Below are 24,364 nucleotides of genomic sequence, written 5' to 3' on the forward strand. Positions count from 1 at the left end.
ATTACACCCAATAAGGAACGCGATATTTATATTTGCTCGTCATCGCAATCGATAGAGCCAAACCGACTACAGCCATAACGGCTGCAATGATGTAACTGCTCATCATTGGAATTTCACCTAATAATGGACCTCGAACCAAATCAATCAAATGGTAAAGAGGGTTAAAGGTGAGTAATGCTGCGGCAGCACTGTGCGAAAGAAGTTTCGGCATCCAAATTACTGGAGTCAAATAGAAGATAACCTGCATAATACTTAACACTATTTGTGTCATATCACGGAAGCGCGCACATATCATCGAAAGAATCATTAACGCCCAAGTCAAATTCAAAATAAGAAGGATAAAACCAGGTATCACCAAGAGAACACTCCAGTCTATGCTTTTCTGCACTGCAATCAAGACCAGAGGAAATATAACAATATTGTGCAGGAAGATGATGAAGTTTTTCCAAATTACACGCATCACGTGAACATGTAATGGAACAGGTAACTGCTTAATAATCCCTTCTGAAGATATCAGGGCATCACAACCTTCTGAGATGGAGCTTTGAATAAAGCTCCATGTAATCAAACCAAGAGTTAGATAGGGCAAAAACTCTTTGACGTTAGTTTTAAAGAGATTACCAAAGACTAAACCCATGGTCGTGATCATAACAGCCATACTGATTGTGATCCAAAACGGCCCCATCTTAGACCGTTTGTATCGCATCTTAATGTCCTGACCACCCATCACTTTCACAACGTGAAAGTTTTTAAGCGCCGAGGTAAAGTCTTCCCACCCCACTGATTTTTGCTTAATCGACATTACAAAATTCCAAATTGGTATGCCAGACGATTTAATCCGACAAGGAACTTATCACCGCACAGACGAGCTAATATTAGTGTCATAAACTCTTCCCTTTGGGACTCTTCAAGCTGATCTCTTAGCTTAATAATATCATTCATATTGCAAACACAACGGAACATAAGGTCGAGTTTTATTATCGGCAATCCGCAATGATGTAAAGCAAGACAGTTGATATGTATCTGAGAGCCTAGTGTGAATTCATCTAAGTATAAAGAAATCAATCTTTTCTTAAACTGTTCGCTTAATATGGATTCTTTATGGACAGTATTTTTAAAGAAAACCACCGCTTCCAAATAATCGACTTTACTCGACTCATAGTTTTCATATTCTTTGGCAATAACGTTAAACTCATTAATGTCTTTACTGGCAAATGCTAGTTTTTCAGCACGTTGATTAGCTAATATATATTTATTATAATATGAAGACAAAACTTCATCATTAGCAATCAATCCAGTGATTGAGCGGTTTCTCCATGAACTTTCACCCTCACGACGATAGTAATAATAGTTTTCATAGAACTTTTTATCATTATTAAGTTTTTTCTCCATAAACGAGACATTGAAGATTGACTTAAAATGATGTTCCGAACTTACTAAAGACTTAAGAAGTTTACTAAGCCCAAATTCGCCTCTTTTAATAACAAGTGGTCTAACATTCGATAGCTTGTATTTTGACCAAAAACTTTTAAACTTAGCATTACGTGTAATTTTACCAGCAACTGATATGCAGAAAGAACCAAGATGATGAGAATGTTGACTATTTTCTGTTGCACCAAGCACTTCAACGTTTGTTTCGAAGAGACTCCTTACAAACTCTGATAAGCCAATTTTTGAGAAAAATATACTGTCGTTGATAATGAGCAATCGCTCACATTTTTCATCGAAATTTTTATCGAAGAAATATTTCATTCCTGCTTTATAACTGCCGAAATCACGCCCATAATTATCACGCTCTATATAGACATCGGCTAATTCAGAAGGGTAATTTTGCTCTTCCAATCTTAAGGTATTCACAGCAATAACAAATACACCATTGCGCTTCGCTTCTTTTAAAAGCTCAAGTGTATCATTTCTAAGTAATGATTTCTCATAGAGCGCAAGGAGCATAACTTTCCCACCCGTGAACTCATTCTTAATTTTGACATTTGTATATTTCTTTGTCTTTATATCATCACGAATTGATAGCACGCCATAATATAGATAAATTACGATTTTCAGGAACAACCTAGTAATCATATAAATAATTCTTTTCATTTTAACACCGTCGATGGTTAAACTAATTTCCTAAAGAGATTCATGATAAAGAAAGCACATGTTTCAATGAAGCTTTGTCTATAAAATCCACCTTTAATAAAGTTAGTAATTCGTTTCAAAAGACTTCCATTCAAAGCACTAAATCTTTCATAATCACGTCTGTTGTCAGCCGGCATTCTGTCTTTCAAACACTCAAGCGCCATACAATTTTTCTCGCTCCAGCATTTAAATTCACCTGCAAACAAACGATTAAATCTTGTGAGCTTAGACAAAATACCCGTGTTGCTGCCCACTAAATTCTGCCCATGCTGGCGGTAGAGAATTTTTGGTTCACGATCGTAGATTACTGTTCCATTCATTGCACTGCATATGATATACAAAATCCAGTCATGAGAAACAATCGGAAGGTTGGCAGGGAATGTCTCAAACACCGTTTTTAGTCCACGACTAAAAACCATCGTGTTGCCGCCCGCATAACTTTGCAAAAGTGCATTACTAAAAGTAAATTCTTTGAGAAAACAGGGTGAATAACCAATATTAACTTCGTCAGAATCAACTAGCTTTGTGCGGGAGCCATATAAAGCATAGTTGTCAGGAGAGAAATCATTTGTTGTTAACTGATTAATAGCCTCTTCCAGCTTATTGTCACACCAAATGTCATCCTGATCACAAAAGGCATAGAACGGCGAATCAATATCTTTTCTATTAAGCAGGTTGTAGAAATTGGCAGCAAATCCTTTACCTGGCCCCTGAAACAGGATAACTCTGCCTTCAGAAAATTCTTTGGCAAAACGGGTAATGATTTCACAGGTGCTATCTGTTGAACCATCATCAGAAACAATGAGCGTCCAATTAGTATAATTTTGAGAAGCAATGGAACGCAGTTGCTTTTCTAAATATTTTTCACCATTATAAGTACCCATCAGGATACTTATTTTTCCTTTATCGCTCATCATCATCAGCTATATAAAAAAAGGATGAGTTAATCCTCATCCTTAGTTTCGGGAATCAATCAAATGTCACTGCTTGTGCAAATGGCGTTCCGTCTTTATCTTTAGCAGAAAGCGCGGGGGTTTCATTTGCATCGATTGGCCAGGTGATATTGAGATCTGAATCGTTCCAAAGTAATGAATGTTCATTTTTAGGATTATAATAATCAGTACATTTATAAACAAATTCAGCACTTTCAGATGTAACATAAAAACCATGCGCAAAGCCTTCTGGAACCCACAGCTGACGCTTATTATCAGCTGACAGGTATACACCAACCCATTTTCCAAAAGTTGGTGAGGACTTTCTCATATCAACTGCCACATCATACACTTCACCAGAGACAACCCTGACGAGTTTACCTTGTGTATTTGTGGTTTGATAATGTAAGCCACGTAAAATACCTTTAGAAGATTTCGAATGGTTATCCTGTACGAAGCTACGTGGACACACCAGCTCTTCAAATTTCTTCTGTTGCCAGGTTTCCATAAAGAAACCTCTTTCATCACCAAAAACTGCTGGCTCAATGATTTTCACATCAGGAATATCAGTATCAATAATCTTCATTAGAGCTTTCCGTTATAGAGCGCCATCAGGTATTTCCCATAATCATTTTTGAGCAGTGGCTGTGCCAGCTCTTTCAATTTTTCAGCATCAATAAAGCCCATACGGAACGCAATTTCTTCCGGGCATGCAACTTTAAGGCCCTGGCGGGTTTCGATAGTTTGTATAAAGTTATTCGCTTCAATCAGGCTTTGGTGAGTCCCTGTATCTAACCAGGCGTGACCGCGCCCCATAATGGACACTGACAATTCACCCTTTTCTAAATACAAGTTATTAATATCAGTAATTTCTAACTCACCACGTGGTGAAGGCTTAAGATTTTTAGCCAATTCAACAACGCTATTGTCATAGAAATATAAGCCCGTTACCGCATAGCTACTTTTAGGTTCAGTAGGCTTTTCTACTAATGAAACAGCTTTCCCAGTTTCATCAAACTCAACAACACCATAACGTTCTGGATCGTGAACATGATAAGCGAATACTGTCGCACCACTTTTTTTACTTGAGGCTTCTTCGAGCTGCTTGTGTAAATCGTGACCATAAAAAATGTTATCGCCCAGAATCAACGCGCAGTTATCGTTGCCGATGAACTCTTCACCCAAAATGAAAGCTTGCGCCAAACCGTCTGGGCTTTCCTGCACTTTGTACTGAATGTTTAAGCCCCATTGGGAACCGTCGCCAAGCAGGCTTTCAAAACGCGGCGTATCCTGCGGCGTGCTGATAATTAAAATGTCACGAATACCCGCTAATATCAGAGTGCTGAGCGGATAGTAAATCATTGGCTTATCGTAGATTGGCAATAGCTGCTTACTGACGGCCATCGTCACTGGATAAAGGCGTGTTCCTGAACCGCCAGCAAGGATGATTCCTTTTTTACTATTCACAACGTTATCCTTTAATTTATTAATCTGATTCAATACTGCTTAATTATAAAGTTCATCCAGCATACGTTTTACACCAACCTTCCATTCCGGAAGCGTTAATTCAAAAGCGCTGGTGAATTTGCTGGTATTGAGCCTTGAATTAGATGGGCGTTTAGCTGGCGTTGGGAAAGCTGCAGTTTCAACAGTATTCACCGCTTTTACTTTCAGCTCTAGACCTTTTTCACGGACACAATTAATCACGAACTCAGCATAGGCGTGCCAGGTTGTCACGCCTGAAGCGATAAGATTATAAATGCCCGATTTTTCAGGATTAGCCAGAGTCGCTTTGATTGCATGCGCAGTACTGTCCGCAATCAATTCTGCGCCGGTTGGCGCACCAAATTGATCGTTGATGACAGATAGGGCTTCTCGTTCCTGCGCCAAACGAATCATCGTTTTAGCGAAGTTATTGCCTTTGGCGGCATAGACCCAACTGGTGCGCAAAATTAAATAGTGAGGTGCATCGGCGATGATCGCTTCTTCACCCTGACGCTTAGTCTTGCCATAAGCATTTAGTGGTGCAGTCGCATCGTCCTCGTTCCACGGACGCTCGCCGCTGCCATCAAACACATAATCCGTTGAGTAGTGAACCAGTAACGCCCCAACATCACGCGCCGCGCAAGCCAATGCTTTTACGCTGGTTGTGTTGATTAACTCAGCATTGTGCAAATCGCTTTCAGCTTTATCGACAGCCGTATAAGCCGCGGCATTCACAATCACGTCAGGCTTAATATCCCGTACAGTTTTTTCAATGCCAGTAGGATCAGTTAAATCGCCGCAGTAATCTGTTGAATGACGATCTAAAGCAATGATCTCACCCAACGGTGCCAAAGCACGCTGCAGTTCCCAACCAACCTGCCCATTTTTACCTAATAGCAAAATTTTCATTAGCTACGCTTCTCGTAGTTTTGCTCAATCCAGTTTTGATACGCCCCGCTTTTCACATGCTCAACCCACTGCTGGTTGTCGAGATACCACTGCACGGTTTTACGTAAGCCGGTTTCAAAGCTTTCCTGCGGTTTCCATCCGAGATCGCGTTCAATTTTCGAAGCGTCAATCGCGTAGCGACGATCGTGGCCCGGACGATCTGCAACATAGGTAATTTGCTGAGCGTATGAAGTCTCTTTCGGACGCAGCTCATCCAGCAGTTCACATACCTTGTGCACCACCTCGAGATTTTGCTTCTCGTTATGGCCGCCGATGTTGTAAGTGGTGCCAGTTTTCGCCTGCGTCACTACGGTATAAAGCGCACGAGCATGATCTTCTACATACAGCCAATCGCGAATTTGGTCACCTTTACCATAAATTGGCAGCGGTTTTCCTTCCAGCGCATTGCTGATGATAAGCGGGATGAGTTTTTCCGGGAAATGATAAGGGCCGTAGTTGTTGGAACAGTTGGTCACAACGATCGGCAAGCCGTAGGTGCGGCCCCATGCGCGAACCAGATGGTCGCTTGCGGCTTTGGTAGAAGAGTACGGGCTGCTTGGTGCGTACGGGGTTTCTTCAGTGAACAATGGAAGCTCACCTGATGTTTCATCAGGATGAGGTAAGTCGCCATACACTTCATCTGTAGAGATATGGTGGAAACGAAAAGCCTGTTTTTTATCAGCGTCCAATGCAGCCCAATATTGGCGGCTTGCTTCCAGTAACGCATAGGTTCCGACGACATTAGTCTGAACGAATTCTGAAGGTCCAGTAATAGAGCGATCAACATGGCTCTCTGCTGCCAGATGCATTACCGCATCAGGCTGAAATTCGTTGAATACGTTCAGTAAAGATACACCATCGCAAATATCAACTTTTCTGAAGTTATAACGCGCGTTTTGGCTTTCAGCTTTCAGTGATTCAAGGTTGCCAGCATAGGTCAATTTATCGACGTTAATCACTTCATCATTGGTATGGTTGATAATATGACGAACTACTGCCGAACCGATAAATCCTGCACCACCTGTAATTAAGATTTTCATAACGTCCCGTTTTTCCTGACTCGCTCAGTGAGGCTTATACCAATTGGAATTATTCTACTGTGTCATTCAGCCACGCTACCGCCCTTGGGTTGCAGCTCCCACATAGCTGATGTTTAAGGCAAAATTTAATTAAAAGCGCACCGGCTTTAATGCTGCTATCTTGCTGTTAACTCTATTCTTTATTACCGAAACCGATAAATAGGGTTTAACGGTAAGCAGCTAAGAATTCTACCACTCGTAAAGTTCAATGACGAACAAATTACAGATTTTACCGGGGTGTTAGTTTAAGTATTGACCGCTTTGGGTCGGAGGTGATGTTTGCTGAGTCAATAATTCAACTCAATCAGATTTTGATGAAAGCTTAGAAGTGATTTTCAGACGAGGTGTTAAAAATGCGGGCGCTGGGCCCGCTGTAATGTTACTCAAATCCATTCGGATTCTTCGACTGCCAGTTCCACGTATCACGCATCATGGCATCGATCCCGCGCGTCACGCGCCAGTCCAGTTCGTTGTTCGCCAGCGTGGCATCTGCCCAGAACGCCGGCAGATCGCCATCACGGCGAGGCTTAAACTCAAACGGAATTGGCTTACCAGACGCTTTCTCAAACGCCTTGATCATCTCCAGCACGGAGAAGCCCACGCCGCCACCGAGGTTGTAAGCCTTGTAGCCTTCGACTTTGGCTAAGTGGTCCAGCGCTTTCAGGTGCCCTTCTGCCAGGTCGACAACGTGAATGTAGTCGCGCTGTGCGGTGCCATCCGGCGTGTCGTAGTCATCGCCAAACACGCCCAGCTTCTCCAGACGGCCAATCGCCACCTGCGCGATGTACGGCAGCAGGTTGTTAGGAATGCCGGATGGATCTTCACCGATTTCACCAGACTCATGCGCGCCAACCGGGTTGAAGTAGCGCAGTGCGATGGCTTTGAAATTCGGATCGGCTTTAGCGAAATCGCGCATCACGAATTCGATCATCAGTTTCGAAGTACCATACGGGCTGGTAGTGCCGCCAATTGGCGTGGTTTCCACGTAAGGAACCGGTGCATCGGCGCCATAAACGGTCGCAGATGAGCTGAAGATGAAGTTCCACACGCCAGCAGCGCGCATCTCTTCCAGCAGCACCACGGTGCCAGCCACGTTGTTTTCGTAGTATTCCAGCGGCATGCGCGTGGATTCACCAACGGCCTTCAGTGCGGCGAAGTGAATCACAGCGCTGATATCGTTAGTGGCAAACAGGTCACGCAGGCAGGCGCGATCGCGGATATCGCCTTCAACGAACACCGCTTTTTTGCCTGAGAGCTTTTCCACGCGGTTGATGGCTTCGCGGGAAGCATTGCAAAGGTTATCCAGGACCACAACGTCGTCGCCGCGCTCTAACAGCGCCAGCACCGTATGGGAGCCGATGTAACCCGCTCCGCCCGTTACCAAAATAGCCATGTGTACTCCTTTAAACCGCGCTAAAGGCGCGGTAGAGAATGAGAAAGCTTATTTCGCCAGGATTTTCTGAATAGATTCGCGGAAATCGCGGCCCTGATCGTTGTTACGCAAGCCGTAAGAGACGAATGCCTGCATATAACCGAGTTTACGACCGCAGTCGTAGCTGGTACCGGTCAGCAGCTGCACATCAACTGGCTTCTTCTTGCTCAGAGAGGCGATAGCATCGGTCAGCTGAATACGGCCCCATGCGCCCGGCTCAGTGCGCTCCAGCTCTTCCCAGATATCCGCAGAGAGCACATAACGGCCAACTGCTGTCAGGTCAGAGTCGGTAGAACCCGCTTCTGGCTTCTCAATAAAGCTGGTGATGGTGCTGATATCGCCTGGGTTATCAATCGGCTCTTCGGTAGTCAGCACGCCATATTCAGTAAGATCTTCGCCCGGCATGTGTTTCGCCAGCACCTGGCTGTGGCCGGTGTCTTCGAAACGCGCAACCATTGAGGCAAGGTTATAACGCAGGTGGTCAGCGGTGGAGTCATCCAGCAGCACGTCTGGCAGCACCACCACAAATGGGTTGTCGCCAATCATTGGACGCGCGCACAGCACAGAGTGGCCCAGGCCTAACGGGTTGGCCTGACGCACGTTCATGATGGTCACGCCCGGCGGACAGATTGACTGCACTTCGCTCAGCAGCTGACGTTTAACGCGCGCTTCAAGCAGCGCTTCCAGCTCGTAAGTGGTATCGAAGTGGTTTTCCACTGCATTTTTGGAAGCATGGGTGACCAGCACAATCTCCTTGATGCCAGCCGCGACGCATTCGTCAACAATGTATTGAATCATTGGTTTGTCGACAATTGGCAGCATCTCTTTCGGAATGGCTTTCGTCGCAGGAAGCATATGCATACCGAGACCCGCAACGGGGATTACTGCTTTAAGCTTGGTCATATTTATTCCATTTCATGAAGTGAATACGTGGGGTCGATTATGCAGGATCGGCCGGTCGAGCAAGTATAATCTTTATCTGAAAAACCGGCACTAACTCTCTGTCACACCATCAAAAATCGCCAATTTGGCCGGTAAAAACGCCGAAATACCAATGAGGAACCGATGCGCTAAACCGCTGAAAAATCGTGAAAGGATTTGAGATGACGAGACCAGAGATTGACTGAAAGCTGTGTCGATAATGCGCCATAAATGGCGCCGCTACGGACCGTGTAAACATTGAGTCATCTGTAGCGGCGCGATTCATCACGCGGGTTGGATGTTGATGGCTACAGCCAGCCCTCAAACCATTCCGGCATCACGAACAGGTTGAAGTGGTTTACCAGCATCATCAGCGCAACAAACACCACCGACACCGAAACCCACTGACGCGCATACGGCATAAAGCGGATGCCAATCACCGGCTTGATGAAGAACGGATGGGCAAAGGCTGAGATCAGCACCTGCGAGATCGACAGAGTCAGCGCCACATACAGCACGTTCGGCCAGATGTAGGTTGTCGCCAGCACCGCAACCACCACTAAGCTCGCCACAATGTTCCAGTAGAACTCAACATTGGTGCGGCCGTTGGCTTGGGAAATCGCGCCGGTTAAGCCGCCCATCGGACGCAGCATGCCAAACAGCAGCATCAGCGGAATCAGATGGTAAACCTGCTCATGCGAAGCGCCGTAAAGCACGCGCACAATGACCGGGGAAAGGATGCCAATCGCCAGATACATCGCGCTACTGAACAGCATGATGACGAAGGTGCCTTTCAGGAACAGCTTTTTCAGCTGCTCTGGATCGTGCTGCTTCTCAGCGAAGCGCGGCAATGCCAGGCGGTTAATCACCGGCGAAACCAGCTTCAGCGGTTGCAGAATCAGCTCTTTTGCCAGCGAGTAAATCCCCAGCATCTCCGCACCCATCACTTTACCGACGATCAGCGCATCGGCCTGGGTACGCAGCTGATTGATGGTCTGCGAACCGAGCTGATACACGCCATAACGCACGGCGCTGACGAAGGTTTTGCCGTCGAACTCCCAGGTCGGACGCCAGGATTTCTCGCCGAAGTAGATCATGCAAAGAATGCGCGTGAAGGCGTTGATGAACAGACCAAGAATCGCCGCCGCCACGGTAAGCGAGGTGTAATACAGCATCGCCACGGTACACAGGAACGCAAACAGCTTGGTGGCCATCTCAATCTTCGCCAGCGTTACCATGCGTTTGGTTTTCACATAGTGCGCCTGATACTGCGACAGATGTCCCAGCACCAGGAAGTTGAGGCTGGTGAGCATGATCAGGCCCACCAACTCCGGCAAGTGATAGAACCACGCCACCGGATAGGCAATCGCCAGCATAATCAAGCCGGTGCAGAAACTGAGCGACACGTTCACCCAGTAAATAGTGCTCTGCTCGCGGCGATTAATATCCTGGCGATGCACGATATAGCTGCTCATGCCCATATCCTGCAGCACGGTCGCCACCGCCAGAATCGCATTGATGATCGCCAGTAAACCCAGCTCGTGCGTTTCCAGTTTGCGCGCCAGCACGGCGAGCTGTAACACCTGAAGCAATGCGGCAAAACAGGTACTACCAAACAGCCAAACGGCCTGTTTTTTTAATCCGCTCACACCATGCGCTCCAGAATTTTCGCCAGCTCACCGTAAGCGATGTGCTGATTGAACTCAGTTTCGACTTTCTGCCGCGCAGCGGCGACCACCGGTGCCACATCCACGTCGCCACGCGACAGGCGCAGCAACGTCGCTGCCAGCTCGTCAGGATCGTTTTCGGCCACCAGCCATCCGCTGACGTCATTCTCAATCAGCTCAGGAATGCCGCTGTGATAGGTCGACACCACCGGCAAGCCAACCGCCATCGCTTCCATCAGGGCCACCGGAATGCCTTCCATATCGCCATCTGCGGCGGTTTTAGACGGCAGCAGGAAGATGTCCGCCTCGTTCAGCGCCTGACGAATTTCATCCTGCGGCTTGAAGCCCGGCATGGTGACGTAATCCTGCAATCCAGCGCGCGCGATGTGCTCGCGCATCATGCCATCCTGTTCGCCGTTACCGATGATGGTGAACTGGAACTGGCCGCCATTATTACGCAGGATTTCGCTGGCTTTCACCGCCACATCCAACCCTTTCTTCTCGGTCAGACGCGCCACTGAGACGATGCGCAGCGGTTGATGGAACGCCTCGCGCGGACGGAAGTTAAACTTCTCCGGCTCGATGCCCATACGCGTGACATGCACCTTGGCGCGCGGACAACCCATCTCAATCAGCTTGTTCTCCCACAAGTGGCTGATAGGCAGCATCAATTCACTCTGTTTAAACAGGTTGACGTAGTCGAGCTTGTGCTCTTCCAGGATGTGACGACGCGAGATATCCGCGCCGTGGAACACCGTCGCCTGCTTGCCTTTTAGCACGCCGAGTTCGCGCAGCTTGTTAGCCAGCGCGCCGGCATAGCCAAAGTGCACCAGAAACACATCGGCGGTGTAAGGCTGTTTAGTGTTGGCGACAATCGCCGGCAGCAGCAGTTTGCTGGCCTGTGCGCCGTAGCGACGCACATTCAGCGACTTGAGCAGCGCACCTTTGGTGATTTTCGGCAGTATCAACCCGATACGCTGCGTCAGCTTATCAAGGTTAGATACTTTCTCTTCCGGCAGTAAATAGTGGGTTTTCGCTGCCAAATTGTAGTCATCGAACGCGGCGTGGCGATTAATCATATCGCCCGGAAACACGGAGATAATCTCCACGTCGTAGCCTGCATCGATGAAATGCGTCACCTGATTGAGCACAAAGGTCTCAGAGGCAACAGGAAAACGCATGGTGAAAAAGGTCAGCTTCATCACTTCACCCCAGGACGTTGAGAATTTCTGCTGTAATGCGGTTACCAATCTCACGCTCCTGCGCCACCGCGGTATCAACTTTGTGTTTCACGTTGTCGTAGTCGGCCAGCACCGTCTGCACTTTATCAATGAGCGAACCGTCCATCAGGCTCTGCACATCGGTGGCCATCTGCGGCAGGCCAAGCTGTTTCATCACGCCGAGCGACTTGTGCTCGTAGTTGATGGCCACGGCTGGCGTACCAAAGTTCATGGAGATGATGGCGGAGTGCAGGCGGGTACCAATGGTCAGATGACAATGGCTGAGGAGGATGCCGAGTTCGAGGTCGTTGAACTCGTCCATGATGACATGGTAATGCTCGGGATGCTCGACATGATCGCGCAACGTCAGCGCCACCATGCGATCGTCTTTGGCGTAGCTATCAATACCGGTACAGGTAGAGAAGGCAACCACCTGATAACCTTCGGCAATCATCGCGTTAATCACGCGGCCAAAGGCAGCTTCATACTCTTTCTGTGTTACGCCAAGACGTTTGTCGAACGGCGCCAGTTCACGCACGGTAATCGCAATGGTTTTGCGTGCGCTGATAATCGCCTGCCAGTGCAGCAGGTTATGGCTTGGATTGGCCACTTCACGCGCTTCAACCAGGAACGCGGTATCAACACCCTTCTTCACTTTGCTTGTGGTCACGCCATCCTGCTTCAGGCGGTCGTAGCTCACCTCTTCGCGCAGCACCAGGCTGTCAACGCGGTCGAAGACAAAGTTCGCCAGCGCATTAACGCGCGGGTTCTCGAACGGACCGACCGAGTGACCGACCATATGCAGCGGCTTTTTCGCCATCAGCGCACAAAGCGCGTGGTCGAACTGGGTCACGCCGTAGAGATCGACGAAGAACGAGCCGCCAACCTGAATAATCGCGTCGTACTGCGCAAGGCTTTGGGTGAACGCCGCCAGATGCGGTGGCACCGAGAAGGATTTGTATACGCCGCCTTTGCCAAGGTGCGCCATCATGATGTCCGGCATCAAGCGGTTTGCCACCTTGCGTTTCAGGCTGCCCACTAACCCTTTGCCCGACTTGCTGTTGTGCAGGAACAGGGAATCCTGCTGGATATCCTGCTGCAGTAAATAGCCAGAGCTTGTTGGATAACGGCTGATCACATCGATATCCAAATCCGCACGCGCGGATTTGAGTGAATCAATCAGCCCACGTAAAATCGCGCCATCCCCACGATTTCCACAGGTATGGTTTCCTACCAATAAAATCTTCATAAAAAAACTCCGGAAAAATTTTTGTAATTTTTACAAGCCGCCAATAGCTGCACTGGCAAAGTGAACTCTGATTCAAAGGACTGCAATGGGAGTAAACCCCAAAAAAGTGGTGCTAATTGCATTTCTATTCAGTACTGCTTACAAACTATGCACATTCCGTAGCGGCGCGATTCATCGCGCGTACCTGAAATTGGCATTGCGCAATGAATTGCGCCGCTACGATTAGTGTGCGTTACGATTTAACGGCGAAATAAGGCATAGCCACCTGCTCGCCATTGATCACCACCGAGATGAAACCTTTAGGTTCGCGCGTATCCACCTGTTCCGGCTTCAGCGCGCGCGAGGCCAGCAGCAGATCGCCCTGCTCGTTACCGCCGATGCCGGCTTTGCCGTTGTGCAGGCTAAAACGCTGCGGGGCCTGTTGCGCTGCGCTGCCCGGCGCGCCTTTGTCCATCACGGCGTCAACGCGCGCGCAGCGACCGGTCAGGAAGCGATCCTTGGCGGTGCTTTTGATCAGCACAGCGGTGGTCGGCGTCCAGCCCGCTAACTTCACGAACACTTTGGTGTCGGTATCGGTGCGCGGTTCGAAACGTACCTCCACCACCGGCGAGCTACCTTCCGCTGACCAGCAGGCTTCCGCTTTGTTTTTCTTGCGCTGCAGATGAATCACCGCGCGACCGCCGGTGCCTTTACCGTCGATGACATCCATCAGCGGCTGATTGGCAGTACCGTTATTAAACTGTGACTGACCAAATACCTCGATCTCCCAGCTATCGCCCACCGTAGGCGAGTAGAAGTTGCCGAGTTCAAACCAGGTTTGCTGATCGCTGTTGTTGGTCAGGCGGAAGCGCGAGGTGATGTAGTTGTATTTCAGACTGCCATCAATGGCGACGCCGTAAGATTCAACGCGCGTTGAGCCCATTTCCCAGATGTTCAGCCAGCGCTCGCCTTCCAGCGAGTTATCAATCCAGCTGCCCGACTGCAGATTGGTCTGGCGCATATTAAGGCGCGAGTTACGCGCGTTAAGCGGGTTCTTACAATCCTCAATGCTTAGCGCATCGACAATCCACTGGCCGTTCGAGATGTCGCCAGGGAAATCGCTGTGCTCAATCCAGCCGTTGTGGATGATGGATTGGCTGCAGCGCGGCAGATTCAACACCATGCCGCCTTTACAGTGCTGGGCGTTGAAGTTGGAGAGCTCAATCGCGGTGCTGTGATCCCAGGCACCGGCCTTTTGCCCCGACCAGCTGGCTTTAATCACATCGCCGGTACAGGCGTTGGCGTACCACTGGTCGATTTTGCAATCCAGCGTATCCAGCAGGCTAAGCGAAACGCCGCCCACCTGATTGAAGCGCAAGCAGGCACCACGGAAGAACTGGCCGCCCGGACAGGTATTGCGGAACAAACCCTGTTTGTTCGGACGCTTGTCGGTATTGCCGTTGAAATTCAGGTTGGAGATTTCCGTCCAGCGCGCATTTACCTGGAACAGGAATTCGGAGCGACCGTCGGAAACCAGCGTGGTCGCCGGGAAGTAACCGAAGTTGACCATCGCGCCGGAAATGCGGAAGAAGCGACGTCCTTCGTCACCGAAATCACATTCAGAGACAAAGAAGGTGCCGGCCGGGAATTGCACGCAAATCTGCTGGCTGGCATCAATCGACCATTGATACATGGCTTTGATCGCCGGTGCCGTGTCGGTTTTGCCGTCGGCAATAGCACCGAAATCAAACAGCGTCAGGCGATTAAAATCTTCCACCACGCGACGCCAGGTAAAACCGTTGCCGCTGAAGTTCACGCCGCCATCATCTTTGCCATCGCCGAAGGTGCCGACGAACTCGCCGCCGCCCACTTCCAGCCCTTCGTGCCAGCTTTTCAGCTTGATTTTGGCACCGGCAAACAGCGGACGGGTTTTGCGCAGCTCTTCAACCGATGGGATTTCACCAATCAGCTGGTAGCCGTTCGGCTGCGCCAGACGCTGGCTGAAGTTGCTTTGATTAGGGCGCGAGACATCGCTGATAGAAAACAGCGTATGGCCCTGATCGTCCTCCACCACCATTGAGTGCGCGGGATTGGCGATCAACGCCGCATTGTCGTGAATGAACTGGGCGAAGTTGCCTTTGTTCAGCGCAATCGGCTGGCTGATTTGTGACACTTTGCCATTGGCATCGCGCAGAAACACCGGGATCTGATTGCCGGCCTGGCTGGCATCGCTGCCCGCTTTACCGATCCACAGTTTGCCCTCGAAGTTCTGCCAGAACTGCGGCGGCATGGTATAGACGTTTTCTGGCGTCAGAATCGGCACGTCGCCCGCCGGAACGCTGGCGGGATCGACGGATTTTAACGTTGGCTGACCACTTTTTGCGGCGTAGCTGGAAAACGCACTCACTGAGAGCGCAGTAACAATCGAGGAGGCTGCGGCCTGCAAGACTTCTCTTCTTTTCATGCTTCAATTCCCGTGGTTGTGCGGCCAAAAAGGATTCCCGAGGCACGATAATTGTCGCTAAACAAGGGCGAGCCAGCTCTGCTTGATCTGATTACCGTCAAACTTGAGCGCGGTTTCTTTGGTTTTTTCACTCATGGCGTAGAACAGGCCATCATCACTGGCGAGCTGCTCCATCCGCTTGATAAAGGTGGTTTTGTCATTCATCGGCACCAGGAAGCCATCTTCACCGTGGTTGATGATCTCCTGCGGCCCGGTTGGGCAATCGTACGCCACCACCGGCAGCGACCAGGATTTGGCTTCCAGCAGCACCAGCGGCAAGCCTTCATAGCGCGAAGTCATCAGCGCCATGTCGCTTTCGCGGTAGTAATCGTTGATGTTGCTGACTTTGCCGACGAAGTTAACGCTATTAGTGATACCTAACGCCGCAGCCTGATCGTGCAGCTGCTGGCGCAGTTCGCCGTCACCGGCAATCACCAGTTTCCACTCGGGATGTTTCTTGCTGAAGTCGGCCCAGATATCCAGCAGCAGGTCGAAGCCTTTCTGGTTATCAAGACGTCCCACCGCCAGCGCCTGACGGCTGCGCGTTTGACGTTGAAACGCTTTGTACACCACCGGATTGGGGATTTGCTGGCTGGCAATATTCCAGCGGTTAAACACCTGATGATCTTTGTCGGTCAGGACGATCACCTGGTCGTAATAGCGCAGCATCAGCCACTTCAGCAGTTTAATCGGCTTGCTGAACGAGTTAATCGCGATGTGTTCGCAGGCATACGCCTTGAAGCGCTTCTTCTTCAGCGCCATCAGATTCCAGAAGGCGAACATCACGCTCAGGCGGCCCATGCTGATCAGGAATACGCTGTCGAAGCCTTCCTGATGAATGCTGCTAACGGCGCTTTTAATTGGGTTGCTGTGGCCTTCAAAGCTGACAATTTTTTTCACCCGTTCGAACGGATAAAAGGTTTTGCCATGGCCTTCCAGCGAGTAAATGGTGACTTCATGCTGCTCGCCGAGGCACTCAGACATAAAGTTGCAGATGTTTTCCGTGCCCGCATACGAGTAGGCATCTTTAATCACCAAAACGATCTTTTTCATACAATCCTTTCCACCTCAAAAATATATAAGCAGCTAAATCACCGTTGCGCTTAGCGGTGTTTTAAGGCAAAAAGAACCCCGTTCACCATGTACCATGTATAATAGTAATATACTTTTAACGGATTGTTTTTATAGATAATTCTTAATAATTCGAGGTGCCACTTCGCCGCTTTATTTTTGTTGCGCGACAGTGAATCGCCCAACTCGTAATAGTTGACCAGGGTTTTCTGGATCACGCGGGCTTGTTTGTAGCGGAGGAACAACTCATAGAGGAACAGGAAGTCTTCGTGGCCTTTACGCTGGAAGAAGATGCCCTGTGGAGGACGGCGGAAACACACCGAGGAGAAGCAAACACGATATTGCTTCTTCACGAAGTTTTCCTGCTGCAGGTAGGGTTTGCTGTAGTTGATATCGTGGTCAGCGGTTTTGGTTTTGTAGTGATAATGCGTGATCACGAAATCGTCGCCGGCGGCGATCGCGGCCGTCTGTTCGGCCAGTTTTTCGCGGTGCCATTCATCATCGCTGTCGAGAAACGCGATGATCGCTTCTTTCGCCGCGCGCAGCCCCACGTTACGGGTTTCGGCTGCGCCCTGATTGACCTCGTTGTCGAGAATGGTGATACGCGCGTCCTGACAATGTTCACGCACTAAAGCCAGTGAATCATCGGTGGATTTGTCGTTGATCAGGTAAAGATGCCAGTCGCTGTAGGTCTGGTTGATGATCGACTCAACCGCGCGCAGAACGGTATTTCGCGCGTTATACATCGGCATCACAATACCGACGGTGCCAACATGATTTGTCATTTGTCTACCCGGAGTTTCAGGAACCAAAAAATTGCCCCCGTGTAGGGAGCAAGTGAAAGTGTTTAAAAGTGGATCAGGAGACGGCTCTTCTGCCCGAGAAGCGCGACTTCACCTTATCGAGCAGGCGATTCATGAAGTAGGCGCGATTGTCACGGTTGGTGAGGAAGAAGTAGCGTGCAAAGCTAAGGCTGGCCTGCAGCGATTTACCATCCATCTTGTAGCGCAGCGGCAGCTTGAACGCCTTATAAGTATGGATGTCACGCGTGGTCAGATGCGGCTTCATGGTATCGAGCCAGAAGAACGAGTATTTGACCGATTCGCCTTTGTGCTTGGAACCAAATTTGGTCACCAGATGGTAGGTTGCCAGCGGCTTATCGATCATCACGAAGGCATAACCCATGCGGTCAGCGCGGATGCAGAAGTCATAATCCTGATGGCGAATATAGCGCGCGTCAAACTGGATTTGCGCCGCATCTTCGCGCTTCAGCACAATGGTGCTGGTTTGAATAAAGCCGTAACAGCCAAACAGATACTCGGCCACGGTTTCGTTTTTGCCGGGCGGTTGCATCGGCATCACCTTGAGGAAGCTGCCATCCTGATGGATGTTCACCTGACTAAAGATGACGTAGCGCGATTTGCCCTGCGCTTCCAGTTTGGCGATGGTTTCACTCGCCACCAATAACTTGTCCGGATGCCACTCATCGTCGGCATCGAGGAAGCTGATAAAGTCGCCGGTTGCCAGCTCAATACCTTTGTTACGGGCGCCAGCGCCGTTGAGTTTGACCTCAGACAGCTCCAGTTTGATAGCCAAATCCTGATAACGTTCGCTGCGTACCACCTGCGCCAGTTCAGCCGCATCGGCCGATTTGTCATCAACAATAATGACTTCAAAATTGCGATAGGTTTGCGCTTTGACGCAATCTAGCGTCGTGACAATCGATTTCGACGCGTTATACGCGGGAATAACAATTGAGAAGCGAATCTCCTGCATTGCCAGCACCTCATTAAAAAAGTTACAAAATCAATGATATAACTTGTGGGCTCAAAAGAATAATGGGTGATGTCCTAATTTGTCGGCGAGGTCTTCATCGCCACTTTCTTCTTGTTGCTACTGCCGATAAACGGTTTCTCGACAAACAGGTAAGTCAATTTCGCCACATAGAAGGAGGCGACAAAGAACAACGTTGAAAGCAAGGTGTAGAACAGGAACGAATGCGGATAGAGCGTTTCCGGGATCTGCTTGATGAAATAGAGCACCACACCGTGAATCAGATACAGGCTGTAACTCACCTCACCAATCGACATCAGGGTTTTGTTTTCCAGAATGCCAAACACCGCGTTGCCGCTGCTGACAATAAAGAAGATTACCGTCAGGCAGCAGAGGAAAATCAGATACCAGAAGGTGTTGCTGGTGAACGACAGCGAGAACAGCGACAGCACAATCACCGCAAAGCCGGCCAGGCTGGAGGTTCTGTAGTGCGCAAACATGTCGCGATACTTATACGCCAGATAACCCATGGCGAAGCCCAGCACCGGACGCGGATCGGTATAGGTTTTGCCCCACAGACGCAGGCCAACCGCCACGCAGAAAATCACGCCGATCGAGCCGAGAATCAGCAGCGTTTTGTATTTACCTTTGGTGGCGCGGTTGAGCACGTAAATCAGCGGAATCGACAGGTACAGCAACCATTCGAGGCGCAGCGTCCATTCCACACCGGCGTTGACATCCGCCGTCAGGAAATCACCCATGCGGTAGCTGCCAATAAACAGCAACCACAGCACGGCATCTTTCACCGCCGTGAGGCTGTAAGTGAGGTCGCCCTGCACAACGCCTACCGCGATGATGACAAAACCGGAGAACCAGAACATCGGGACGATACGGCGGATACGCGACTTCAGCAGCTTGTGCGTCAGCTGCCCTGGCGTCAGGGTTTCATTATCCAGCCAGCGATAGAACAGGAAGGCGGAGATCATGAAGAACAGCAGTACACCGAATTTACCGGAGTTAACGAAGAAGTTGCCTTCGGAGAACCAGGCAAAATAGTCTTTATCGAACACCCACTGACCATCCAGCGAATAGATGTAGTGCGCGAAGTGTGAGAACGCCACGATGCTGGCCAGCAGCGCGCGCATACCAGAGATACTTTTAATACCGCTACTGTTGTACACGCCTTTGTGGAAGGAGAATACTCGCAGAATGATTAGCGCCAGACAAAATGACAGCACCATGATTAATACATACATGTCAGCTCCTGAATCTGAGTTGGGTTAGCTGCTGTGCCGCGACAAAACGCTATCGAAAGTGCTGCTTAAGACGTTGAAGGTTCTTTCTGCTTTCTGCTTATAAAGCATCTCGTTCGGGTGAATGCAATCAGGCGACATCTCAGATTGCCAGTCACGGTTCTGCTTGATGACGCTGTACTGCTTCACAATCGGCACCTGCTGCTCTTTAGCCACTTCATTTAACTGATAAACATACGGCCAGACGTTCCAGCGCTCGGCTTTGCCACAAATGGGATTCGGTTCCTGTAGAACCACCAGCTTGTTATTCGCTTTGGCGCCTTTTACGAGCTCGGTGATAATGCGCTTATACTCTTGCGGCGTTTCAATGCGCTCGCCTTTGTCTTTGAAGAAGTTGATGCGCGCATCGTTGATGGCATAGTTAATCAAAATCATATTGGCATCGGATTTCGCCATGCGTTCTGACCAATCCATCGGCGTATTGTCTTTGTTGTACACCAGCACCGAAACCTGTGCGCCCGGCATGCCGTGGTTCTTCACCTCAATGTTGTTGCCGTATCTCTCACGCAACATCTGCTGCAAAAAACTCACTTCATTATTTTTACTGAGGATATTGCGATTGCCCGACGCGGTAACGCCGGCGGTGGTGGAGTCACCGTAGGCGGCGATGATAAAGATGCCGGGATGATCCTCTGCCTGCGCCAGAAACGGCGCAGAGGTGATCAGAACTGCCAGTAAAGTCTTCCGCATATTTCCTCTCATCGGTTAATGAAACAATTTGAATTCACGAGCAACTTCATAGCCCACAACGGCCTGCTTCAGTGAGATCGTGTTGTAGTAGAGGTAATAAACAAGGAAGAAAGCGAACATCGCAAACATCGCGGGTTTCAGTACGCGTTTTGACTGGAAGATTAGCGACGTCAAAATAATCGGTTCGACCTGCAGCAGGTAGTTCGACAGGCGCGCACCCGATGAGTAGTTGTAGAAGAAGATCCTGATGCCACCGCCGATGGCAAAAGTGAGAATCAACAGGTAGTTCAGCTTCCAAACGTCGTACTGTTCGCGCTTGAGCTGGTTGCTCAGCATGAAGTAGACAAAGATAAACACCAGCATGATGTTTTTCAGGTTGGACACTGACACCACGCTGCCGTCACCGGCATTCGAGGCTTCGTTACTGTAGCCTGCGGCCCTCTCGCCCATCGATCCCAGATGTCCGGCGATCAAGGCAATAAAGCCGGTCCCGCCCACCACCGAAAGTGGCACACTGAACAGGATGATGGCCACCGGCCACCAGCGCGATTCCCGAATAAACAGGAACGGAATGATGGTCACCACCATTACTGCGGTGTTGTGGCTGAGGAAGGACAGAATAAAGAAGGCAAACGCCCACCAGTATTGCTTGAGGTAAATAGTCCAGATCACGCCAAGGAACAGCGCCGAGCTGAGGCCAAAACGAATCTGGTTTACGTCTTTGTTGATAAAGATATGCGCCGAGTAAAGCGCCAATGCCAACACCGGATACGGTGACATCTTTTTGAAGAAGATGGCATTGGTTGAAACTGCCAAAATACTGAACACAAACAGGAACACGCTGGCATTGTGTGAAAACAGGCTGGTGATCCACGCGATAGCAAAAATCAGCGGTTCATAACGGAAGAAGGCGACGGTGTTGGCAAAACCGTTGACCTCAATACGGCGGACGAAGTCGGCAAAGAAGCTGCGATATTGATAGTCGTCCATCCCGGTACCGAGACCGCGAATACCGGCGAAAATAATCAGCGTGACCGTGGCGATGCACAGCAGGTAAGTCAGAATATGGGTGGTGCGTTCGTCTTTCTTCAACAGGATTTCGACCAGCGCAAGCAACAGCAAAAACCCTGATAAATACCAATATGGAGCCATGGTGTGATTCCTTAATTCCACAAGTTCTCGTGCCAGCGGTGGCTTTTAATGGCGTTATAGAGAGAATCACCTGTGTAAATCGTTGCGTGTCGTCATTCAAACGGTGCGATCAAAAGGGGCGGTCAACCCGCCCCTTTCTTCACCGGATTACCCTCATCATTAACTGTGAATGACGGGCAAATTAACTTTTGGTCGGTTTGCCATACTCGTAGTCGTAATAGTCGTAACCGTAACCATAAGAGTTGGCGGCTTTACGCACCACGGCGTTGAGGATCACACCTTTAATCTCAATACCGTTCTGGGCAAAGCGCTTGAAGCTGACATCCAGTTCTTTCGGCGTGTTGGTTTCGAAACGCGCCACCATCAGCGACGTACCGGCCAGCTTACCGATGATAGACGCATCGGTGACCGCCAGAATCGGAGGCGTATCAATCAACACCAGGTCGTAGTTCTTGCTCGCCCAATCCAGCAGCTCACCCATGCGACGATGCATCAGCAGCTCAGATGGGTTTGGTGGCACCTGACCGCGTGGCAGGAAGTCAAAACCGTACGGGCCTTTCTGAATCAGCGCCGGGCTGAACTCGGTTTTGCCTGACAACACGTTAGACAGACCGGATTTGTTATCGGCTGACAGCAGTTCGTGGGTGTAACCGCGACGCATATCACCATCGATGAACAGCACACGTTGGCCCGCTTTGGCGACCAGCGTTGCCAGGTTGGCACAGATAAAGGTTTTACCAATACCTGGGCTGGCGCCGGTGATCATCAGGATGTTGTTTTTCGCTTCCATCATCGCGAAGTGCAGGCTGGTACGCAGGCTACGAATCGCTTCGATTGACAGATCAGTTGGATTGCCCAGCGCCAGCAGCGTTTCGTGGGGATCGGTTTTCACCTTGTTGCCACGACGCGCCAGTGCTTCGGTATCTTTCTTACGTTGCCATTCTGACAGCGGTACGCTGGCATAGACGTTCATGCCCAGCTCTTCCAGTTGCTCTGGATTTTCGATGCCGTGATGCAGCAGCGCTTTCAGCAGCACCAGACCAACAGAAACCATCAGACCCAGAATCACGCTCGCCGCGATGATCAGCAGTTTCTTCGGTGCCACCGGGCTGTTGCCGGTTGCTGCGCCATCGATGATGCGTACATCACCCACGGTGCTGGCTTTACTGATACCCAGCTCTTGCTGACGGTTCAGCAACTGCATGTAGATTTCCTGACCAGACTGCACATCACGCGTCAGACGCAAGATCTCTTGCTGCGTTTGTGGCATCTGAGAAATCTTTTTATTCAGCTGCGCCTGCTCACCTTCCAGCGTTTTGCGTTTTTCCAGCAACGCGCGGTAGGTTGGGTGATCTTTAGTAAACAGCTGAGACACTTCGGCTTCACGGAAGGTCAGTTCGTTCAACTGGCTCTGCACGCTGACAGAAGAATCCAGCGCCGATTTGGCTTCCAGCGACAGGTCAACCGACTCGTTCTGGCGACGGAAGGTATTCAGCTTGTCTTCGGCATCATCCAGTTTGCCACGCACTTGCGGCAGCTGGTTGCGCAGGAATTCCAGGCTCTTTTCCGCTTGCTCAGATTTACGCTCAACGTTCTGCAGCAGGTAGTTATTGACGATTTGGTTCAGCACTTTGCTGATCTGCTCTGGATCTTCACCCAGATACTCCAGACCCAGCACGCCCGTATCTTTGCCTTTATCCGCAACGGTCAGGTTGGCCAGCACCGAGTTAATCGCCTGCAGCTCGTTCAGTTTGGTAACGCTGAAGCTGGTGCCTTCATCGGCATTGATGCCGCTTACCAGCATGGTCACTTCACCGTGCGTTTCCAGCTGACCGACTTTACCTTTGAACAGCTCATCACCGTCCGCTGACACGGTATACGAGTCAGGACCGGTCACTTCCAGTTCAACGGTACGTTTATCGATGGTGCGTGGAATTTCCAGGCGGGAGATGGCGACAGTTGATGGCTTGTTACCCATCAAACGCGACAGACCTTTACCAATTACCGGGAAATAGTTCTGGGTGACAACGGTGTCCAGACCCAGATCGTCAACGGTTTTACCGATAACCATGCGCGATTCCAGAATCTGAATCTCGGTATCGGACGCCGGCGTTGGCGGCAGAATGCTGTCTAACTCATTCAGTACTGAGCTGGCGTTCTTCTGTTCAACCTGGACTAACGCATCCGCGCTGTAGATTGGTGTAGCAAACAGTGTGTAGAGCGTGGCTACCAGCATGAAGAAGGCGGTAACGGCAACAATGATCCAGCGATGATCAATCAGCTGTCCCACAAGATGCGCCAGATCCCATCCATTCGAATCTTCCTTTGGCGCGGTCATAACCTTGTTTTTGATATTCATGGATATTCCCAACTATCGGCTTAATACGTTGACCCATTTCTGGGTAGCGTTTTCCAGTAACCCGTAGACCTCTTCAAAGGCCTCGCGACTTTTTTTGTACGGATCCGCAATTTCCTGCTGATTGAGCCAGTGGCCAAGCAGCATGGTCTTTCCGCGTGCGGCTGGATCGATGCGATTCACCTGTTCAATGTGGCGCTTTTCCATTACCAGAATCAGGTCATAGTCACGGCACATGCTGGCCGTTAACTGCTGAGCCTGATGCCCTTCCAGCGACACGCCGTGTTCGGCGGCCACAGCCAGGGCTTTCTGGTCCGCCGGATAGCCTTGCAGCGCGCTGAGCCCTGCGGAGGCAATCCGGATGTTTGGTAGCGCGCGTTTGAACAGACGCTCCCCGGTGGGGGAGCGGCAGATATTGCCGACGCAGACGACTAACACGGACTTAATCATGGCGAACC

The 24,364-nt window shown here is 49.8% G+C and carries 21 protein-coding genes; all 21 read right to left on the bottom strand.

Going from position 1 to position 24,364, the window contains the following annotated elements; translation table 11 throughout:
• Position 1: 1 nt before the first annotated feature.
• Complete coding sequence (locus K5Y33_RS08210) at positions 2-802, bottom strand: ABC transporter permease (RefSeq protein ID WP_222233674.1); 801 nt, start codon at positions 800-802, stop codon at positions 2-4.
• Positions 802-2,097, bottom strand: coding sequence for a rhamnan synthesis F family protein (locus K5Y33_RS08215; RefSeq protein WP_222233675.1), 1,296 nt, complete (start codon positions 2,095-2,097; stop codon positions 802-804). The genes K5Y33_RS08210 and K5Y33_RS08215 overlap by 1 nt, the downstream gene beginning before the upstream one ends.
• A 17-nt stretch (positions 2,098-2,114) precedes the next feature.
• The gene (locus K5Y33_RS08220) at positions 2,115-3,056 is read right to left on the bottom strand and encodes a glycosyltransferase family 2 protein (protein WP_370634099.1); all 942 of its coding nucleotides are present in this window, start codon (positions 3,054-3,056) and stop codon (positions 2,115-2,117) included.
• A gap of 49 nt (positions 3,057-3,105) precedes the next feature.
• The gene (gene rfbC, locus K5Y33_RS08225; RefSeq protein WP_222233677.1) at positions 3,106-3,654 is read right to left on the bottom strand and encodes a dTDP-4-dehydrorhamnose 3,5-epimerase; all 549 of its coding nucleotides are present in this window, start codon (positions 3,652-3,654) and stop codon (positions 3,106-3,108) included.
• Positions 3,654-4,535: a glucose-1-phosphate thymidylyltransferase RfbA gene (rfbA, locus tag K5Y33_RS08230; protein WP_222233678.1), complete on the bottom strand. Its 882-nt coding sequence runs from the start codon at positions 4,533-4,535 to the stop codon at positions 3,654-3,656. The genes rfbC and rfbA overlap by 1 nt, the downstream gene beginning before the upstream one ends.
• A 39-nt stretch (positions 4,536-4,574) precedes the next feature.
• On the bottom strand, positions 4,575-5,462 hold the full coding sequence (rfbD, locus tag K5Y33_RS08235) for a dTDP-4-dehydrorhamnose reductase (protein WP_222233679.1): 888 nt from the start codon (positions 5,460-5,462) through the stop codon (positions 4,575-4,577).
• A complete protein-coding gene (rfbB, locus tag K5Y33_RS08240; protein ID WP_222233680.1) occupies positions 5,462-6,541 on the bottom strand; it encodes a dTDP-glucose 4,6-dehydratase in 1,080 nt (359 codons plus the stop codon). The genes rfbD and rfbB overlap by 1 nt, the downstream gene beginning before the upstream one ends.
• A 418-nt stretch (positions 6,542-6,959) precedes the next feature.
• Complete coding sequence (galE, locus tag K5Y33_RS08245) at positions 6,960-7,973, bottom strand: UDP-glucose 4-epimerase GalE (protein ID WP_222233681.1); 1,014 nt, start codon at positions 7,971-7,973, stop codon at positions 6,960-6,962.
• 48 nt (positions 7,974-8,021) lie between these two features.
• Positions 8,022-8,915, bottom strand: coding sequence for a UTP--glucose-1-phosphate uridylyltransferase GalF (gene galF, locus K5Y33_RS08250; protein WP_008104857.1), 894 nt, complete (start codon positions 8,913-8,915; stop codon positions 8,022-8,024).
• 326 nt (positions 8,916-9,241) lie between these two features.
• Complete coding sequence (locus K5Y33_RS08255) at positions 9,242-10,582, bottom strand: MOP flippase family protein (protein ID WP_008104858.1); 1,341 nt, start codon at positions 10,580-10,582, stop codon at positions 9,242-9,244.
• Positions 10,579-11,802, bottom strand: a complete 1,224-nt coding sequence (locus K5Y33_RS08260; RefSeq protein ID WP_192411955.1) for a glycosyltransferase — start codon at positions 11,800-11,802, stop codon at positions 10,579-10,581. The genes K5Y33_RS08255 and K5Y33_RS08260 overlap by 4 nt, the downstream gene beginning before the upstream one ends.
• 4 nt (positions 11,803-11,806) lie before the next feature.
• A complete protein-coding gene (wcaK, locus tag K5Y33_RS08265) occupies positions 11,807-13,069 on the bottom strand; it encodes a colanic acid biosynthesis pyruvyl transferase WcaK (RefSeq protein ID WP_101763371.1) in 1,263 nt (420 codons plus the stop codon).
• Between the two features lie 232 nt (positions 13,070-13,301).
• The gene (locus K5Y33_RS08270) at positions 13,302-15,512 is read right to left on the bottom strand and encodes a phage tailspike protein (RefSeq protein WP_222233682.1); all 2,211 of its coding nucleotides are present in this window, start codon (positions 15,510-15,512) and stop codon (positions 13,302-13,304) included.
• Positions 15,513-15,569: 57 nt separating this feature from the next.
• Positions 15,570-16,604, bottom strand: coding sequence for a glycosyltransferase (locus K5Y33_RS08275; protein WP_101763369.1), 1,035 nt, complete (start codon positions 16,602-16,604; stop codon positions 15,570-15,572).
• A gap of 50 nt (positions 16,605-16,654) precedes the next feature.
• A complete protein-coding gene (locus K5Y33_RS08280; RefSeq protein WP_210081884.1) occupies positions 16,655-17,407 on the bottom strand; it encodes a glycosyltransferase family 2 protein in 753 nt (250 codons plus the stop codon).
• Positions 17,408-17,480: 73 nt separating this feature from the next.
• Positions 17,481-18,398, bottom strand: coding sequence for a glycosyltransferase family 2 protein (locus K5Y33_RS08285; protein ID WP_101763367.1), 918 nt, complete (start codon positions 18,396-18,398; stop codon positions 17,481-17,483).
• 74 nt (positions 18,399-18,472) lie between these two features.
• On the bottom strand, positions 18,473-19,651 hold the full coding sequence (locus tag K5Y33_RS08290; RefSeq protein ID WP_101763366.1) for an acyltransferase: 1,179 nt from the start codon (positions 19,649-19,651) through the stop codon (positions 18,473-18,475).
• A 24-nt stretch (positions 19,652-19,675) separates the two neighbouring features.
• Positions 19,676-20,398 (bottom strand): SGNH/GDSL hydrolase family protein, encoded by a 723-nt coding sequence (locus K5Y33_RS08295; RefSeq protein ID WP_222233683.1) that lies wholly within the window; start codon positions 20,396-20,398, stop codon positions 19,676-19,678.
• Positions 20,399-20,413: 15 nt separating this feature from the next.
• Positions 20,414-21,550, bottom strand: a complete 1,137-nt coding sequence (locus K5Y33_RS08300) for an EpsG family protein (protein ID WP_217548638.1) — start codon at positions 21,548-21,550, stop codon at positions 20,414-20,416.
• Positions 21,551-21,731: 181 nt separating this feature from the next.
• On the bottom strand, positions 21,732-23,909 hold the full coding sequence (wzc, locus tag K5Y33_RS08305; RefSeq protein ID WP_192411528.1) for a tyrosine-protein kinase Wzc: 2,178 nt from the start codon (positions 23,907-23,909) through the stop codon (positions 21,732-21,734).
• Between the two features lie 12 nt (positions 23,910-23,921).
• Positions 23,922-24,356: a protein tyrosine phosphatase gene (locus K5Y33_RS08310; protein WP_101763362.1), complete on the bottom strand. Its 435-nt coding sequence runs from the start codon at positions 24,354-24,356 to the stop codon at positions 23,922-23,924.
• Positions 24,357-24,364: the final 8 nt, after the last annotated feature.

This window comes from Pantoea sp. DY-17 (genome assembly GCF_019795975.1).
Lineage (GTDB): Bacteria > Pseudomonadota > Gammaproteobacteria > Enterobacterales > Enterobacteriaceae > Pantoea > Pantoea leporis.